Source organism: Neisseria sp. CCUG12390 (assembly GCF_047837985.1).
Taxonomy (GTDB): Bacteria; Pseudomonadota; Gammaproteobacteria; order Burkholderiales; family Neisseriaceae; genus Neisseria.
The window spans coordinates 1,834,504-1,851,792 of sequence record NZ_CP181244.1; the positions used below are offsets into that span (position 1 = coordinate 1,834,504).

Consider the following 17,289-nt stretch of genomic DNA (forward strand, 5'->3'; position numbering starts at 1 on the left):
CAAAAGGCCGTCTGAAAAACTGTTTTTCAGACGGCCTCTTTATCCATAAAACAAAACCGGGAAATCTGTATTTCCCGGTTTTCAATCAACTGGCTAAAACTTTTTCCAAATCCGCCAGGGTATTATTCAGACTTGCGCGGATTTCATCGTTATCCGCGGCCGGCAGACCGTTGGCATCCAATACTTCTTGCGGCAACTCTTCGGCATACGGCGCAAAAGTCTCTTTCAGTTTCAAAAGTTTCACGATATCCGAACGTGTATAGCGGTCACCGCCGTAACCGATAACAACGGCATTCTCATATTGCCAGCGGGCAAATTGTTCCGGACTGATTTGCACCACTTGGCAAACTTCGTCCAGCGTAAAATAACGTTTTGCAGGAATCGGCTGATTAGCGTTTTTTGTCATAGTGATGCTCCACCATCCCTTTGAGCTTTTGGCTTGCGTGGAATGTCACCACGCGGCGGGCAGTAATCGGCACTTCTTCGCCGGTTTTCGGATTACGTCCCGGACGTTGCGGTTTGTCGCGCAGCTGGAAATTACCGAAACCGGAAATTTTAATTTCCTCGCCGCGCGCCAAGGTGCTGCGGATTTCTTCAAAAAAGAGTTCAACGATTTCTTTCGCATCATTTTTGGTCACGTTGCTGACTTTGTCTACCAAAATGTCAGCCAACTCGGCTTTAGTTAATGTCATGTTCTTACCTTCTTTTTCAACAGGAGCAAATTATTACTAATTTTTTCTTAAAATTCAAGTACCAATCTCGAAAATCAAACGGAATTTACGGTTTGGTTCCGAGTGTTTGTCATTTTCATGATGTAAATCGGATCAGCCGCGCAATTGTGCGCCGACGGCTGCCGCCGACTCCACCAGCTTCGTCACCAACGGCTCGACGACATCATCGGTCAAAGTGGTTTCCATATCCTGCAAAATGACTTTTAAAGCCATACTCTTTGTTCCTTCCGGCAAACCGGCACCGCGATAAACGTCAAACAGGCTGATTTCCCGAACCAAATGATTGGCTTCGGCATACAAAGCCGCCAACAATTCGTCATGGCTCATGTTCTCCGGCACGACAAAGGCCAAGTCGCGGCGGACGGGTTGGAACTTGGAGACGGCTTGATAACGCGTTTTCTCACGGCTCAAAACCGCATCCATATCGATTTCAAACACCAGCGCAGCTTGCGGCAAATCGTATTTCTGCAACCATTTCGGATGCAGCTCGCCGACAAAACCAATCACCATGCCGTCTGAAACAATATCCGCCGTACGCCCCGGATGCAGGGCAGGATGTTGTGCTTTGACAAATGAAACCGCTTTACCGTCCAGCAGATTTTCCACATCGGCTTTGATGTCGTAAAAATCGGCAGGACGCACCTTCTCGCCCCATTGTTCGGCAACAACCGAACCGTACCACAAACCGCCGATACGTTCTTTCTGTACAAATCGGCCGTCTGAATCTTTGCTGAACACACGCGCAATTTCAAATATGCGCACACGGTTTTGCTTGCGGTTCAAATTGTTTTGCAGAATCTCCACCAAGCCGCCGATTAAGGTCGAGCGCATGACCGCATATTGCGCCGCCAGCGGATTTTGCAGGCGGATCGGGTCGGTATTGGCCGCAAAATCCTGTTCCCATTGTTCATCCACAAACGCATAACTGACCGCTTCCTGATAACCGCGCGCCGCCATTTCGTTGTAAACCGCAAAACGCGGACGCTTGGTTTCAGGCAATGCCGACATTTTCAGACGACCTGAAGTATGGTCGTCGGGAATGTTTTCATAGCCATACACCCGGCCGATTTCTTCCACCAAATCGGCCTCAATTTCTATGTCGAAGCGGAAACTTGGGGCGGTTACGCTGAAACCTTCGGCAGTTTGCACAGGGTTTAATCCCAGGTGTTGCAAAATGGTTTCAACCTGACTGGTCGGTACGCTTACACCCAGCATTTTTTCCAAACGCGCCAAACGGATTTCTACTTGCTTGGCTTGCGGCAACCGGCCTTGCGCTTCCACCATTTCTCCGGCTTCACCGCCGCAGATTTGCTGCACCAGTTCCGTTGCCCGCTCAACCGCATCGGCCTGCAAAGCCCAGTCCACTCCGCGTTCGAAACGGAACGACGAATCCGAACCGAAACCGTATTGGCGCGATTTGCCTGAAATCGTAACGGGATTGAAATACGCCGCTTCCAAAACAATGTTGCGCGTGCCGTCTGAAACCGCACTCGCCTCTCCGCCCATCAGTCCGGCCATACTCAATACGCCTTTTTCATCAGCGATAACCAGCGTATTGTCGGCTAAAGTCACGGTTTTCTCATTTAAGCATTCCAACGTTTCCCCGTTTTCGGCGCGGCGTACGATAATGCTGCCGTTGATTTTATCGGCATCGAAAACGTGCATCGGCTGGCCGAGTTCCAACATCACATAGTTGCCGATGTCCACCAAAGCCGATACCGAACGCACACCGCTGCGTTCCAAACGCTGCTTCATCCAAACCGGCGTTTGCGCTCCGGCATTCACGTTTTCAATCACACGGCTGATAAAGCGGCCGCAATCTTCAGGCGCATCAATGCGGACGGCCTGTTTTTTACCGCTTTGCACAGAGGCCGTCTGAATCATGACAGGATTGAAGGCACATTGCGTCAACGCCGATACTTCGCGCGCAATACCTTTGATACTTAAGCAATCCGTACGGTTCGGCGTAATCTTGAGCGTGAACAGGGTATCATCCAAATCAAAATATTCGCGTAAATCTTGGCCGACAGGCGCGTCTTCAGGCAGGATATGCAAACCGTCCACCCCGTCATCCGGCAATCCCAACTCATCGGTCGAACACAGCATCCCGTTGGATTCCACACCCCGCATTTTGGTCGGTTTGATTTTGAAATCTCCCGGCAACACCGCGCCCGGCAAAGAACACGGCACCTTGATACCGGGTTTGACATTCGGTGCGCCGCACACAATTTGAATGAGTTCGCCCGTACCCGCATCGACTTTAGTAACGTTCAAGCGGTCGGCATCGGGGTGTTTTTCCACCGATTTGACTTCGGCCACGACCACGCCGCTGAACATAGGTGCGGCGGTTTCGGTTTCTTCCACTTCCAAACCGGCCATGGTCAACAAATGCGCCAACTCTTCGGCAGACAAATTAGGATTGGCTTGCTTTTTCAGCCAAGAATAAGAAAATTGCATGATGTTTTCTCTATTTGTTAGGCCGTCTGAAACTGCTTTCAGACGGCATATACCGTAAACTTTAAAAAATGATCAACACGGACAGAATAAACCAACCAAGACCATATGCCAGAGTGAATGCGGTCACAAACGCCGCCTTTTCCCAACCCTTGAATATCCTTATCCGTAATGCGAATAGGAAAGCCGAGAGGCATGAAACTGAAAAGGCGATATGACTGTTTTTCTGCCATATTAAGGCCGTCTGAATATCACCGTTTCCGGTTTTTAAATCCGCAACCTGCACTACATGCCATTCGCAATAGAAATGCAATAACAGAAAAATAGCGGCAACAACCACAGATACGCACTGGCTGCGTCTCATGATTATTTAAATTGTTTCAAGAAATTCAAGTCATTATCAAAGAACAGACGCAAATCATTGACGTTGTAGCGCAACATGGCAAAGCGGTCGAGACCGATACCGAAAGCAAAGCCGGTGTATTTCTCCGGATCAATATTCACGTTTTTCAACACGTTAGGATGCACCATACCGCAGCCGCCAACCTCCAGCCATTTGCCGTTCTCCGCCATGATGTCGATTTCGGCAGAAGGTTCGGTAAACGGGAAAAACGATGGGCGGAAGCGAACCTGCATATCGTCGCGCTCAAAGAAACGGCGGATAAAGTCGGTGAATACGGCTTTCAAATCGGCGAAAGTTACCCCCTCTTCCACCCACAAACCCTCGGCTTGATGAAACATCGGCGAGTGTGTGGCATCGCTGTCGACACGGTAAACGCGGCCGGGCGCAATAATGCGGATGGGCGGATTTTTCTTGTCCAACATATAGCGGATTTGAATCGGTGAGGTATGGGTACGCAACACATCGCCGTTCTCCACGTAAAACGTATCCTGCATGGCACGCGCCGGATGGTTTTGAGGAATATTCAGGGCTTGGAAATTATGGAAGTCGTCTTCAATTTCAGGGCCGTCAGCTACCTCAAAGCCGATACCTTCAAACAATTCCACAATACGTTGCAAAGTCAGGGTCACTGGATGCAGCCCCCCCAATGTTTGACCGCGGCCCGGTAAGGTAACATCAAGCGCCTCGGCCGCCAATTGAATCTGCAATTTGGCTTCATTTAACGCTTCCCGTTTATTGTTATAGGCCGTCTGAAACTGATTTTTGCATTCGTTGATATGTGCGCCGATGGTTTTACGTTCTTCCGGAGACATCTGGCCTAAGGTTTTCAACAAGCCGGTCAATTCTCCCGTTTTACCCATATAGTGGGCTTTTACTTGTTCCAACGCATTAAAATCTACCGCAGCTTCTACAGCGGCAATACCTTCGGCAACAATGCGGTTTACATTTTCCATAATAATCTTTTGTCTGTCGTCTAGAAGTTGATAATTGAAATTTTAAAATGATGAGGCCGTCTGAAAGGATGAAGAATCGTGATTCCTACTACCTTTTTCAGACGGCCTGATAAATCTTGCAACGGCCAATCCGTCCAATATAACCGGCTAAAACAGGCTTACGCCCAAACCAGCTGAAATGACGCGTATTTTAACGCAAATTACACTAAAAAAATAGACTTTAAAGAAGAAAAATCAACCACATAGAATTTTTAACAATAAAAAAAGGAAACCGAAGTTTCCTTTTTCAAACTTGTCGCATTAAGCAGCCAGGGCACCTTTGGCTTTTTCAACCAATTGTGCAAATGCAGCCTTGTCGAATACAGCCAAATCAGCCAATACTTTGCGGTCGATTTCGATAGAAGCACGTTTCAGGCCATTCATAAATTTGCTGTAAGACAGACCGTTTTCGCGCGCACCGGCATTAATACGCACAATCCACAACTGGCGGAATTGGCGTTTGCGTTGGCGACGGTCACGGTAGGCATACTGACCGGCTTTCATTACCGCTTGCTTGGCAACGCGATATACATTTTTACGACGACCGCGATAACCTTTGGCTAAAGCGAAGATTTTTTGGTGACGGGCACGAGCGGTTACACCGCGTTTTACGCGTGGCATACTTTAAACTCCTTAAGCGTAAGGTAACATTTTAGCAACAGCAGCCAAATCACGCTCATTTACCATAGCGGTACCGCGCAATTGACGTTTCGTTTTAGTGGTTTTTTTGGTCAAAATATGACTTTTGAACGCATGACCGCGCTTTACACCACCGTTACCCAGTACTTTAAAGCGTTTTTTCGCGCTAGACTTGGTTTTCATTTTAGGCATGGGAAAACTCCATTTGTTTTTAGATAAGGCATGAGGGGGTCTTGAAACTATTAAAATCCTAAAGTTCAAACACTTATATCCCAAATACCACGGTTTTTGCTGCCATAAGGAAGCTTGCTTCGTGCAGCATCCGAAGCAAGCTGAGAATTATAACTTTATTTTTTCTTTGGCGCAATCATCATGACCATTTGACGGCCTTCCATTTTCGGGAAAGACTCGATTTGCGCCAATTCAACCAAATCCTCTTTTACACGCTCCAAAAGCTGGGCTCCCAATTGCTGGTGCGCCATTTCACGCCCACGGAAACGTAAGGTGACTTTTACTTTATCACCATCTTCCAAAAAACGCTTAATATTGCGCATTTTGATTTGATAATCACCTTCGTCGGTACCCGGACGGAATTTGATTTCTTTAATCTGCACCTGCTTCTGATTTTTCTTGGCTTCGTCACGCTTTTTGGCTTGCTGGTATTTGTATTTACCAAAATCCATAAGCTTACACACAGGAGGTTTCGCAGTAGGAGAAATCTCCACCAAATCTACATCCTGTTCCTCAGCCATAGCCAAAGCCTCACGAACAGACACAACACCAAGCTGTTCGCCTGAATCACTGATTAATCGCACTTCTTTAGCAGTAATTTCGCCGTTGATTCGTGCTTCGCGTTCTTGAGCGATGATGATACTCCTTTTAAACTATTAGTATATATGCCTACCTGACCAGGTAACAGGCTCTTCTTAAAAATAAAATTTATAATATCGAATCGGTAATTTCCTGCTTCAGTTGAGCAATGAAATCATTTAAATCCAACGAACCTAAATCTTCTGCTTTACGGCGCACAGCAACTTTGCCATCCTGCATTTCCTTGTCGCCGACCACGATTTGATATGGAAAGCGGTATTGGCTGTTATCGCGGATTTTGTAACCGATTTTTTCATTACGCAAATCCAATTCGACACGCAGGCCGGCTGCTTGCAACTTAGCCGCCACTTCACGGCAATAATCGGCTTGTTTTTCCGTGATGTTCATAATCACCATTTGCACCGGAGCCAACCATAACGGGAACGAACCGGCATGGTTTTCAATCAAAATGCCGATAAAACGCTCTAACGAACCTAAAATTGCACGGTGCAACATTACCGGCCGGGCACGGTCGTTATTCTCCGTTACGTACTCAGCATCCAAACGCTCCGGCAATACAAAATCCAACTGCAAGGTACCGCACTGCCATGAACGCCCTAAAGCATCCTTGACATGATACTCGATTTTCGGGCCATAAAAAGCGCCTTCGCCGGGCAACTCTTCCCATTCCACTTCGCAAGCAGTCAGCGCATCACGCAAGCCTTGCTCGGCTTTATCCCAGATCTCATCGGAACCGGCACGTTTTTCAGGACGCAACGACAATTTTACTGCCACATCATGGAAGCCGAATTGCCTGTAAATACGCACCAACAATTCATTAAATGCACGCGCTTCTTCTACGATTTGATCCTCGGTACAGAAAATATGCGCATCGTCTTGCACAAAACCACGCACACGCATCAAACCGTGCAATGCACCACTCGGTTCATTACGGTGGCAAGAGCCAAACTCTGCCAAACGCATGGGCAAATCACGGTAAGAACGCAGACCGTTATTGAAAATCTGCACATGCCCCGGACAATTCATCGGTTTTACGGCATATTCGCGTTTTTCCGAATTAGTCAGGAACATATTGTCTTTGTAGTTATCCCAATGGCCGGACTGCTCCCAAAAGGTCTTATCCATAATCTGCGGGGTTTTGACTTCTTTATAACCTGCCGCATCCAACTCTTTGCGCATATGCTGCTCAATCGCCTGCCACAAAGCCCAGCCTTTCGGATGCCAAAACACCATACCCGGTGCCTCGTCTTGCAGATGGAACAAATCCAATTGCTTGCCCAACTTGCGGTGGTCGCGCTTTTCCGCTTCTTCGATGCGCTGGATATAGGCTTTCAATTCGTCTTTGCTCGCCCATGCGGTGCCGTAGATGCGTTGCAGCATTTCGTTATTACTGTCGCCACGCCAGTAGGCACCGGCCAATTTGGTCAGCTTGAAATTTTTCAGGAAACGCGTATTCGGCACGTGCGGCCCGCGGCACATGTCCACATATTCTTGGTGGTGATACATACCCATCGCTTCCACTTCGGGCATGTCTTCAATCAGACGCAACTTGTATTCTTCGCCACGATCGGCAAAGATTTTAATGGTTTCTTCGCGCGGGGTCATGATTTTAACCACATCGTAGTCCTGCGCAATCAATTCTTTCATGCGGTTTTCGATGGCGGCCACATCTTCCGGCGTAAACGGTTTTTCTGTAGCAATGTCGTAGTAAAAGCCGTCTTCAATCACCGGCCCAATCACCATTTTGGCATTGGGATAAAGCTGCTTCACCGCGTGGCCGATCAAATGGGCGCATGAGTGGCGGATAATTTCTACGCCCTCTTTGTCTTTCGGGGTAATGATTTGTACGCTTGAATCTTCAGTAATCGGATCCCCTGCATCCACAAGCTGGCCGTTAACCTTACCTGCCACGGTTGCCTTCGCCAACCCTGAACCGATGGAAGCCGCGATTTGGGCAACGGTTACGGGTGATTCATATTGGCGGACGGATCCGTCAGGCAAGGTAATGTTTAACATTCAAAACTCCGGGGGGTCAGTTACATTTGTTTTCAGACGGCATGATTTTATATTTATTCAACAATGCAAATTGCCTGAAAATCGTTTGATAAGATGATTGCAGCCTGTCTATTTTATTCAAATGCGCAAGAAAAGCTAATCTTGCGAATTATATAATGCCTGCCGATTAATTAGCAAGCTGCCGGCCGAATGCTTACCGTGCCCCTTGCTGCTGTTGCGGCAAAAGTACAAACCAACCGGTAGGCCGTCTGAAATCAAACCGTTAAGTTTCCTTTTGCTGCCCGTATAGAAACCGCCTGACTCCGCACAGGGAAACAGCGCGCTCAAACTGAAGCCCTTTGACAACCCGAAACAACCTTCAATCCGGTTATCAGTTATAATTGACCCTTTACTAAATCCGCCATGCCAACATGCTGAAATTCACCCTCCACAAAACCGACGGCCATGCCCGCCGCGGCACACTCGAACTCAACCACGGCAAAATCGAAACGCCCGTGTTCATGCCCGTCGGCACTTACGGCTCGGTCAAAGCCATGACCCCGCAGAACCTGTATGACATTAAAGCCCAAATCATTTTGGGCAACACTTATCACTTGTGGCTGCGGCCGGGTTTGGAAGTCATCGAACAGTTCGGCGGCCTGCACAAATTTATCGGCTGGGACAAACCGATTCTTACCGATTCGGGCGGTTTCCAAGTATTTTCCCTTTCCGATATGCGCAAGCTCACCGAAGAAGGCTGCACCTTCAAAAGCCCGATTAACGGCGACAAACTGTTTCTCTCGCCCGAAATCTCCATGAAAATCCAAACCGTGCTGAATTCCGACATCGCCATGCAGCTCGACGAATGCACGCCGGGCGAAGCCACGCACGAACAGGCCAGAAAATCGCTGCAAATGAGCCTGCGCTGGGCGGAACGCAGCAAAAAAGCGTTCGAAGACCTGAAAAACCCGAATGCCCTGTTCGGCATCGTACAGGGCGCGATGTATGAAGACCTGCGCGAAGAATCGCTGCGCGGTTTGGAAGAACTTGATTTCCCCGGTTTGGCCATCGGTGGCCTGAGCGTGGGCGAACCCAAACCCGAAATGTACCGCATGCTGCGCGCCGTCGGCCCGATCCTGCCCGCCCACAAACCACATTACCTGATGGGCGTGGGCACGCCCAAGGATTTGGTGTACGGCGTGGCGCACGGCGTGGACATGTTCGACTGCGTGATGCCCACGCGCAACGCCCGCAACGGCTGGATTTTCACCCGCTTCGGCGACATCAAAATCAAAAACGCCAAACACAAGCTCGACACCCGTCCGCTGGATGAAAGCTGTACCTGCTACGCCTGTCAAAATTTCAGCCGCGCCTATCTTTATCATCTGCACAAAGCGGGCGAAATTCTCGGTGCGCAGTTAAACACCATCCATAATCTGCATTTTTATCAGGTCATTATGGAAGAAATGCGTGAAGCCATCGAGCAGGGAAAATTTGCCGACTGGCAGGCCAAGTTCCACGAAAACCGCGCGCGCGGCACGGATTGACGGGCATATTTTTATAGTTGAAACAAGAGCAGGCCGTCTGAAAAGATACGCTTTTCAGACGGCCTGTTTCTTTTGCAAAACTCAACTTAAACCCAAAAATTTATGCCTGTCATTAACGGCGCAAGTCCGCCATGTCTCGCCACCAGACGGAAATTCAGAATCCTAACCTTCTGTAATGACTAAATATTTCGGCAACCGACAAGTCCGGATTCTCGACTGTGCAGGAATGGAGGATTAGAGATTTTGAATATTTTCCGATTCCGCAAAGGTCTCGGCATGTTTCCTTTGCAAAAAATTCTCCGACCGTAGCCCAAACACCTTCATTAAAGGGAAGGCCGTCTGAAAATATCAATACTTTTTCAGACGGCCTTTCTGCTCCAATTCAAACCTTACTTCGGCGTATAACGTCCTGCCATCGCTTTATACACCATGTTTTCATATTTCAGAGCCTCATAGCGTTGGTTCAGCACATTTTGCGCCGAACCGTATTCGCTGTTCAGGGCTTCGAGCCAGTCTTTCAGCTCGTTTTTACCGTATTGGTAGCGGACTTGGTAATAGCGGCTGTTTTTCTGATCCAGCGCATAGCGTTGACGGGTGTTTTTCAGCGTGGCTTGGGCGTTTTGGTAGGCCAGATAGTTGGTGTTGACTTCGTTGAGCGCGGTCGTGAGGGTTTCTTCAAAATTCAGTTTTGCGCTGTCGAAACGTGCTTGGGCGTCTTTGTCTTCCCATTTCAGCGTCTGCCAGTCCAAAAACGGCAGGTTGATTCTTGCCGAACCACCCAGTAACGGCACATCGAACATGGTACGTGCCTTGCCGGAAGACGTACTTAAACTCGCACCCAGGGTAATGCTCGGATACCAACTGCGCTGCTGCGCCGCCAGCGTCTGCACCGACGACTGCAAACGGTATTCCGCCGCACGCAAATCGGGGCGGTTGGCCAACACCGAAATCGGTACGTTCAAATCCACGCCTTTAACCGCCAGCAGACGGTATGCCGACGGCTCGGCGGCGATGGTTTCGCCCGGCTTCAGGTTGAGCAGGTTACGCAGGGTTTGTTCTACTGCGTCACGGCTGTTTTGCAGCGACAAGAGATTGTTTTGTGCGCTCAATAAAGATTGCCGCGCCTGCGTGCTTTGGCTGGAGTCGGCCTTGCCGTGGCGGTATTTGGCGTCGGCAATGCGGGCGATTTCCTGATATTGCTTCAACGATTGCTGCGTCAATGCGATGGCTTCGTTGAGGTAGGCGATGTTGAAATAGGCATCGGCGACATTGTTCACCAAGGTCAGACGCGTGTTGGCCAAATCTTCCTGCGTGGCGCGGTATTCCCACACTTGCGCATCGGCTGTCGCACTCAACCGCTTCCACAAGTCGAGTTCATAACTCAAGCCCAATTGGCTGCTGAAACTGTTGTTGCTGCCGCCGGATTTCAGGTTTTGGGAAGTGGATGCGCCGAGCGAACCGTTAAACGACGGCACCAGATCCGCCCCCAAAATATTGGCCTGATACAGAGCACGGTTGACCGAAATCGCAGCCTGTTTCAAATCGATGTTGTTGCCCAAGGCCTGCCGAACCACGGCGTTGAGCTGGGCGTTTTGATAGATTTCCCACCAGTCGCCGTTAATCCGGTAACGTTCGGCGGTTTCGGCCTCGCTCATGATGTGGGCGTTGTTGTTCACGCTCGGTGTATCGACTTTGGGATTGACCGCACACGCGCTTAAGGCCGAGGATACGGCGATAACGGAGGCCGTCTGAAAAAAGGTTTTGCGGTATGGAATATTCATTTTTTACTTTCGTTTTCAGACGGCCTTTTAAACCACTTCAGAAATATGTCGGGTCTCAACCCAACCTACCCTGTTTCCGACCAAAAGGCCGTCTGAAAAAGTTAATCTTGCGCCAAGGCATCAATCGGATTGAGTTGCGACGCGCGGTTGGCCGGCATAAAACCGAAGGCCACGCCGATGACGGTGGAACACAACACCGCGCCGACAATCGAGAGCGTGGAGAAACTCATCGGGAAATCGGTGACGAAGTGATTGAACACCAAGCCGATGACGCCCGAAATCGCCAAACCGACCAAACCGCCGATGAGGCAGATTAAGACGGCCTCAATCAGAAACTGCTGCAAAATATTGCTGCGCCGTGCGCCAATCGCCATGCGCACGCCGATTTCTTTGGTTCGCTCCGTTACCGACACCAGCATGATGTTCATCACGCCGATACCGCCGACCACCAGCGAAATCAAGGCAATGCTGGAAATCAGCAAAGTCATCGTGCCCATGGTCGATTCGACGGTTTGCTTGATGCTGTCGCTGTTGCGCATGAAAAAGTCTTCCGTGCCGTGGCGTACGGTCAGCAATTCGGTCAGGCCTTTTTCGGCCACTTGGCTGTCGGCCTCGTCTTTGACTTTGACGATAATCGAATTGGTGTGGCTCTCGCCGGTAATCTGGTGCATCACGGTGGTATAAGGCGACCACAGCATCAAGCTGTCGGAGCTGCCGAAATTGTTGGTCTGGTCATCCATGATGCCGATGACGGTCAGCGGCCGTTTTTTAAACAGTAAAACCTTGCCCAACGGATCCACATCGCCGAAAAGTTTGTTTTTGGTGTTTTTGTCAATCACCACCACTTGCGCGTCTTCTTTGACATCGCTCTCGTCAAACAACCGCCCTTCGGCCAAGGTCAGGCCACGCACATCGAAATACTGTTCGCCCACACCGTAAAGCTGGCCGGTCAAATCGGTGTTGCGGTAGGTCATGGTGCCGCCGGCAGACGTTTGCGGCGTAGCGGAAGCGACATAGCTTTGTTTGCCGATGACTAAGGCATCTTCAATCGTCAGCGTTTTAATCCGGCCGGAACGCCGGTCACCGAAGCCTTTACCGGGAAAAATGGTGATGGTGTTGGTACCCATTGCGTTGATATCGGCCATGATTTTTTGCTGCGAACCGTTGCCCAAAGCCACCACCGACACCACCGAGGCAATACCGATGATGATGCCGAGCATGGTCAGCAGTGAACGCATTTTGTGCGCATAAATCGCCTGCACCGACATTTTGAAGGCTTCCATAAACTGATCGTAATAAAACGACCACGATGCCTTTTCTTTGACCGCCCGCACTTGGCTGGTCGGAATGTCGGCGGATTTGCTGGTATCGGAAATAATCTCGCCGTCGCGGATTTCAACCACGCGGTTGGCATTGGCAGCGATACCCGGATCGTGCGTCACCATAATGATGGTGTGGCCGTCTGAATGCAGCTTATGCAGGATTTCCATCACGTTTTGGCCGCTGGCGGTATCCAATGCGCCGGTCGGTTCGTCGGCAAAAATAATCTCGCCGCCGTTCATCAAAGCGCGCGCAATCGATACGCGCTGCTGCTGGCCGCCGGACAATTCACTGGGTTTGTTGCCTTCTTTGGTCTGCAAACCCAGATCGTGCAACAGCTTTTCCGCGCGCTTGTTGCGCTCTTTGTGGTCGACACCGACATACACCGCAGGCAGCGCGACATTGTCACGCGCGTTGAGCGAACCGAGCAGGTTGTAGCGTTGGAAAATAAAACCGAAGCGGCTGCGGCGCAAGGCGGCCAGTTGGTCGGGGTTCATCTGCGAGGTTTCGATGCCGTCGATTTTGTAAGAACCCGAAGTCGCGCTGTCGAGGCAGCCGAGTATGTTCATCAAGGTGGATTTGCCCGAACCGGATTGGCCGATAATCGCCACAAAATCACCTTTTTCCACTTTCAGGCTCACGTTTTTCAAAACGTGGACGCGGTTTTCGCCGCTGCCGAAATAGCGGTTGATGTCAGTGCATTCAATTAAACTCATGTTCGTTACCAAAGTGAGGGTTTGTATGAGGCCGTCTGAAAAATAATCTGCTATCTGTTCAGACGGCCTGTGCCGGATGCTTCATTACATCGGCGGACGCCCCATGCCGCGTCGGCTGCTCTGCGCTTTTTCGGCTGCGTTCATTTCGGATACGATGACTTTGTCTCCCTCGTTCAAACCGCTTTTCACTTCGGTGTTCATGCTGTCTTTCAAACCGGTGGTAATGTCTTTGCGCACAGCTTGGCCGTCCGCCGCCAATACGCGTACGAAAGACTTGCCGTTTCCGTCTCTTTTAATGGTGATGGTCGGCACCGTCAGCACATTTTCCACCGCATTGATTTCAATGGTGTTTTGCGTCGTCATACCGATAGCCAGTTTTCTTTCGGCATTCGGCACCAAAGCGCGGGCATAATAGTAAATCGCGTTTTCAGTGGTGTCGGTACTGTTGCTGTAGCTGCCTTGCGACATGGTGGTCAGACCGGGGTCGATACTTTCCAGTTGCGCGGTAAACGGGGTATCCGATTCGGATAAGATGGTAAATGAAATCGGCTGGCCGGGTTTGACCTTAGTAATGTCGCCCTCGGCAATTTGCATTTTATTGAGCATGGTTTCCAAATTGGCCAATTGGATAATCGTCGGCGTGGTCTGATTGGCATTGACGGTTTGCCCTTCCTCCACCGGAATGGCTACGACCGTGCCGTCCATCGGAGCGACAATACGGGTGTAGCCCAAATCGGCTTCGGCAGTATTGATGGAAATCTGCGTTTGACGGATAGAAGATTTCAACTGCGTCACTTGCGCTTTGGCGGCAGCCAGTGCATCTTCCGCATCTTCCAGCTCCTGTTTGGACGTAGCGTCTTCCTTCCATAAAGCCGTTTCGCGTCTGTATTTCTTATCGGCACTGCGCAAGGCGATTTCCGCCGATGCCAATTGCGCCTTATAGGTATCGAGCTTGGCTTTTTCGGTATTCAGGGTATTGGTTTGGGTCGTGGAATCAATGTCGGCGATTCGGTCGCCTTTGCGGATTTCCTGACCCAGTTTGACATACAGCTTTTTAATCTGACCCGAGGCCTGCGCACCCACTTCCACCAGATTCGACGGCGAGATTTCGCCTGTGGCGGATACCGTTTGGCGGATACCGGAACGCTTCACCGTCTCGGTAATATAATCGACCTTATTGGCCGGCTTGAAATAGAGCCAAGCCGCATAAGCCACCGCAAGCAAAACCGCCGTACCGATGATCCATTTGATTATTTTTGTCATGTTGCCATACCTGATTTGTGTGTCCGCATCCGACGTTTGATATTTTGTCGCACAATGCCAACAGTTATTCGGAATAAATTTTAAAAACGAAAAAATTTTACTGGATTTCATTTTTCCAGCCAAGGCCGTCTGAATAATTTAAACCATATAACATCATGTTTATAAAAGAATTTATAAAACCGACTTTTCCAGAATCTTGCACCCTTTTTACATATTTTCCCAAATTCGGTATTTATCCATACATACCAAATGCAAGAAAGAATTTATAATAGCAGCCGACAAATCCCTTCAAAAAAACCATTAAATATAACAATACTGATAGTTAACCATGAAAAAAACACATTCCGGCTTTACCCTTGTCGAGCTTCTGATCACCATCGTCATTCTGGCCATCCTTGCCACCATCGCCATGCCCTCCTACCAATCCTTTATCCGCAGCACGCGTTTGGCAAATGTGCGCAGCGAATTGGCGCAAAACGCGAAAAATCTGGAGCGTTTTTATACGCAAAAGGGGACGTTTGTCGGCTTTAGCAATGATACTTTAATAGACAATACTTATTTCGATATTTCTTTCGATGATGGCCCAGATGTGCAGCCAAACCCCTCAGATGCCGGTTTCATCTTAAAAGCCACACCCATTGACAAAAAAGCCGAACCCTGTTCGGTCTATATGAGCGACAGCGGTATTTTTTGGGCAACCGGTGAATCAGGCCAAGCCTGCCCCGGTTACGAAGAACCTCACATCGAAACAAACGATACCCAAAAATCACCATAGTGATTTACACAAAAATTAAAATCTCATAATATACTTACTTAAATAAACATCATAAAAGTAACTATAAAATGCGGTTTTCACAATACGGTTTCTCTTTGGTTCAGCTGTTAATCGTCATCGCCATGCTCGGTATCTTGGCTGCCATCTCTTATCCGGCTTATCAAAACTACACCAAAAAGGCAGATTTACGCGCTGTCCACGCAGTATTGATGCAAAATGCCCAATTTATGGAGCGTTTTTACCTGCAAGCCGGCTCATTCAAAAAGACATCGACCACATGGCCCGACCTCCCCGTCAACGCGACCGATAAGTTCTGCATCCGTCCCAATAACAATGCAAAAGGTGCGCACGACAGTAAATTCACCTTGAAAGCAGTCGCTTTCGACAAGCAGCATGAACCGCGCATTTTGAAAGTCGATGAATCGCTAACGGCTTTTATCTGTGAAAGCTCGACCAATTCTTGCGATGACGATGGCACATTCTTCAAAGGCCAAAGTGCAGACAAAGAGTGCGAGATATACCAGCCTTAAATCTTCGCCGAACCTTGATTCCATGCCGTATATCACAAAGGCCGTCTGAAATTTACAAAGGTATAATTTCAGACGGCCTTGATGTAGAAATCTTTAATCCGTCAGCAGCTTTGCGGATAAAGCTCAAATAAATCAATATGATACAAACACGCTTTCGCGGCTGATTACACGTCCAGCGTACTCACCACCCCGTTTGCACCCGAAGCCACCGCCAAACGGTACAACACTTCCTGCGGCATATCGCTGTGCCACAATCCGGTAATGTTCGCAATCACCGGCAGACGGGTCACTTTGCGCACACGTACGATGGCATCCACATCCAGCCGATACGCATGTTCCGGCTCGAAACTCAACGTTCCCGCCTCACCCAAAACAATATGGTGGTTGCCGCGCAAAGCAATATGTTCAGCCGCAACCAGCCAGTCATCGACACGGTGGTGCTTGTCTTTGCACAACACCACAGGCGTGTTCAGACGGCCTACCTCGTCCTGCAAGGCACGGTTGCTCATCAATTCGCCACCCAAATAAAGGATATCCGCCTGCGCGGACAATGCCGCTTCGAGTTGGCGCACATCGCGAATCCGTACCAGCACGGGCTTGCCCGCCTCGTGAATGCGTGCCACTTCCTGCCGCATGACATCGATTTGCGCTTTTTCGCTGCTGTTGTCCACATCGGCATACGGCCTGGCCGACATAAAAAACGGGTCGATAAACACCGCATCGGCATCCGGTTTGAACCCGACGGCAATATCCAGCATTTTTCCACCGCCGAATACCACGCCCCGAACCGTAATCCGGCTGTCCTCCGGCTGCGTTTCGCGGCTGATGATTTTCCAATCGTTCAACACCCGAATCGCCCGTTCCACCTGAGGCAGACGCTCCAGCTCATTCGGATGGAACACGCGTTCGTCACCAACCGCGCCGATAATGGTACGCTCTTCGCCTTGGGAAACATGTTCCTGCAAACCCCGGCTGCGGATATACTCGATCACACGCGCCACCGCCGCTGTCGAAGCCTGTTTCTGCATCACAATAATCATTTTCCGCTCCCTGATCTTGAGAATCCGATATTAACATAATTCGACTTTTCAGACGGCCTGAATAAGTCCGGCCGCACGCCGTTCGTTCCGTATTTTCAGAACGCCAAAATAAATAAGCAAAGGCCGTCTGAAAACCCTCCCGTTTTTTCAGACGGCCTTTTGTCCCAGATAATGTGCAGACGCCGCCATACAGGCATATTCCGCAATCGGATAAATTATCTACCTTTCATCATTACATTCGCAGGGGCACGGCAGGCGTGTGCTATACTCGA

Annotated in this window: 15 protein-coding genes; 3 read left to right on the top strand and 12 right to left on the bottom strand. The window is 49.5% G+C overall.

From position 1 onward, the window contains the following. Positions 1-85: 85 nt before the first annotated feature. From ACM67E_RS08585 to thrS, 8 genes are all read right to left on the bottom strand, one after another. A complete protein-coding gene (locus tag ACM67E_RS08585) occupies positions 86-406 on the bottom strand; it encodes a hypothetical protein (protein ID WP_416191040.1) in 321 nt (106 codons plus the stop codon). Next, entirely contained in the window at positions 390-692 is a 303-nt protein-coding gene (locus ACM67E_RS08590) for an integration host factor subunit alpha (RefSeq protein WP_416191041.1), read from the bottom strand. Before ACM67E_RS08590 ends, ACM67E_RS08585 begins: the two co-directional genes overlap by 17 nt. Before the next feature lie 132 nt (positions 693-824). Beyond that, complete coding sequence (gene pheT / locus ACM67E_RS08595; RefSeq protein WP_416191042.1) at positions 825-3,188, bottom strand: phenylalanine--tRNA ligase subunit beta; 2,364 nt, start codon at positions 3,186-3,188, stop codon at positions 825-827. A gap of 363 nt (positions 3,189-3,551) precedes the next feature. Then, positions 3,552-4,541: a phenylalanine--tRNA ligase subunit alpha gene (gene pheS / locus ACM67E_RS08600; RefSeq protein WP_416191043.1), complete on the bottom strand. Its 990-nt coding sequence runs from the start codon at positions 4,539-4,541 to the stop codon at positions 3,552-3,554. Between the two features lie 300 nt (positions 4,542-4,841). Then, on the bottom strand, positions 4,842-5,201 hold the full coding sequence (gene rplT, locus ACM67E_RS08605) for a 50S ribosomal protein L20 (RefSeq protein WP_100564154.1): 360 nt from the start codon (positions 5,199-5,201) through the stop codon (positions 4,842-4,844). Positions 5,202-5,213: 12 nt separating this feature from the next. Next, entirely contained in the window at positions 5,214-5,411 is a 198-nt protein-coding gene (gene rpmI, locus ACM67E_RS08610) for a 50S ribosomal protein L35 (protein ID WP_416191044.1), read from the bottom strand. A gap of 155 nt (positions 5,412-5,566) precedes the next feature. Then, positions 5,567-6,088, bottom strand: a complete 522-nt coding sequence (infC, locus tag ACM67E_RS08615; protein ID WP_416192762.1) for a translation initiation factor IF-3 — start codon at positions 6,086-6,088, stop codon at positions 5,567-5,569. A gap of 70 nt (positions 6,089-6,158) precedes the next feature. After that, positions 6,159-8,066 (bottom strand): threonine--tRNA ligase, encoded by a 1,908-nt coding sequence (thrS, locus tag ACM67E_RS08620; protein WP_416191045.1) that lies wholly within the window; start codon positions 8,064-8,066, stop codon positions 6,159-6,161. Positions 8,067-8,476: 410 nt separating this feature from the next. On the opposite strand from thrS, the gene tgt reads away from it, so the two are divergent. After that, entirely contained in the window at positions 8,477-9,592 is a 1,116-nt protein-coding gene (gene tgt, locus ACM67E_RS08625; RefSeq protein WP_416191046.1) for a tRNA guanosine(34) transglycosylase Tgt, read from the top strand. Positions 9,593-9,981: 389 nt separating this feature from the next. On the opposite strand, the gene ACM67E_RS08630 is transcribed toward tgt, so the two are convergent. The 3 genes from ACM67E_RS08630 to ACM67E_RS08640 form a co-directional block, all read right to left on the bottom strand. Next, a complete protein-coding gene (locus ACM67E_RS08630) occupies positions 9,982-11,373 on the bottom strand; it encodes a TolC family protein (RefSeq protein ID WP_416191047.1) in 1,392 nt (463 codons plus the stop codon). Positions 11,374-11,474: 101 nt separating this feature from the next. Next, positions 11,475-13,409 (bottom strand): MacB family efflux pump subunit, encoded by a 1,935-nt coding sequence (locus ACM67E_RS08635; protein WP_416191048.1) that lies wholly within the window; start codon positions 13,407-13,409, stop codon positions 11,475-11,477. A gap of 84 nt (positions 13,410-13,493) precedes the next feature. Further along, positions 13,494-14,672, bottom strand: coding sequence for an efflux RND transporter periplasmic adaptor subunit (locus tag ACM67E_RS08640; RefSeq protein WP_416191049.1), 1,179 nt, complete (start codon positions 14,670-14,672; stop codon positions 13,494-13,496). A 328-nt stretch (positions 14,673-15,000) separates the two neighbouring features. Between ACM67E_RS08640 and ACM67E_RS08645 the strand changes: the two genes are divergently transcribed. Beyond that, on the top strand, positions 15,001-15,447 hold the full coding sequence (locus tag ACM67E_RS08645) for a type IV pilin protein (RefSeq protein WP_416191050.1): 447 nt from the start codon (positions 15,001-15,003) through the stop codon (positions 15,445-15,447). Between the two features lie 68 nt (positions 15,448-15,515). Next, the gene (locus tag ACM67E_RS08650) at positions 15,516-15,977 is read left to right on the top strand and encodes a type IV pilin protein (protein WP_416191051.1); all 462 of its coding nucleotides are present in this window, start codon (positions 15,516-15,518) and stop codon (positions 15,975-15,977) included. Between the two features lie 164 nt (positions 15,978-16,141). Here ACM67E_RS08650 and ACM67E_RS08655 read toward each other — a convergent pair whose 3' ends face one another. After that, a complete protein-coding gene (locus tag ACM67E_RS08655) occupies positions 16,142-17,017 on the bottom strand; it encodes a chorismate mutase (RefSeq protein WP_416191052.1) in 876 nt (291 codons plus the stop codon). Positions 17,018-17,289 lie beyond the last annotated feature (272 nt).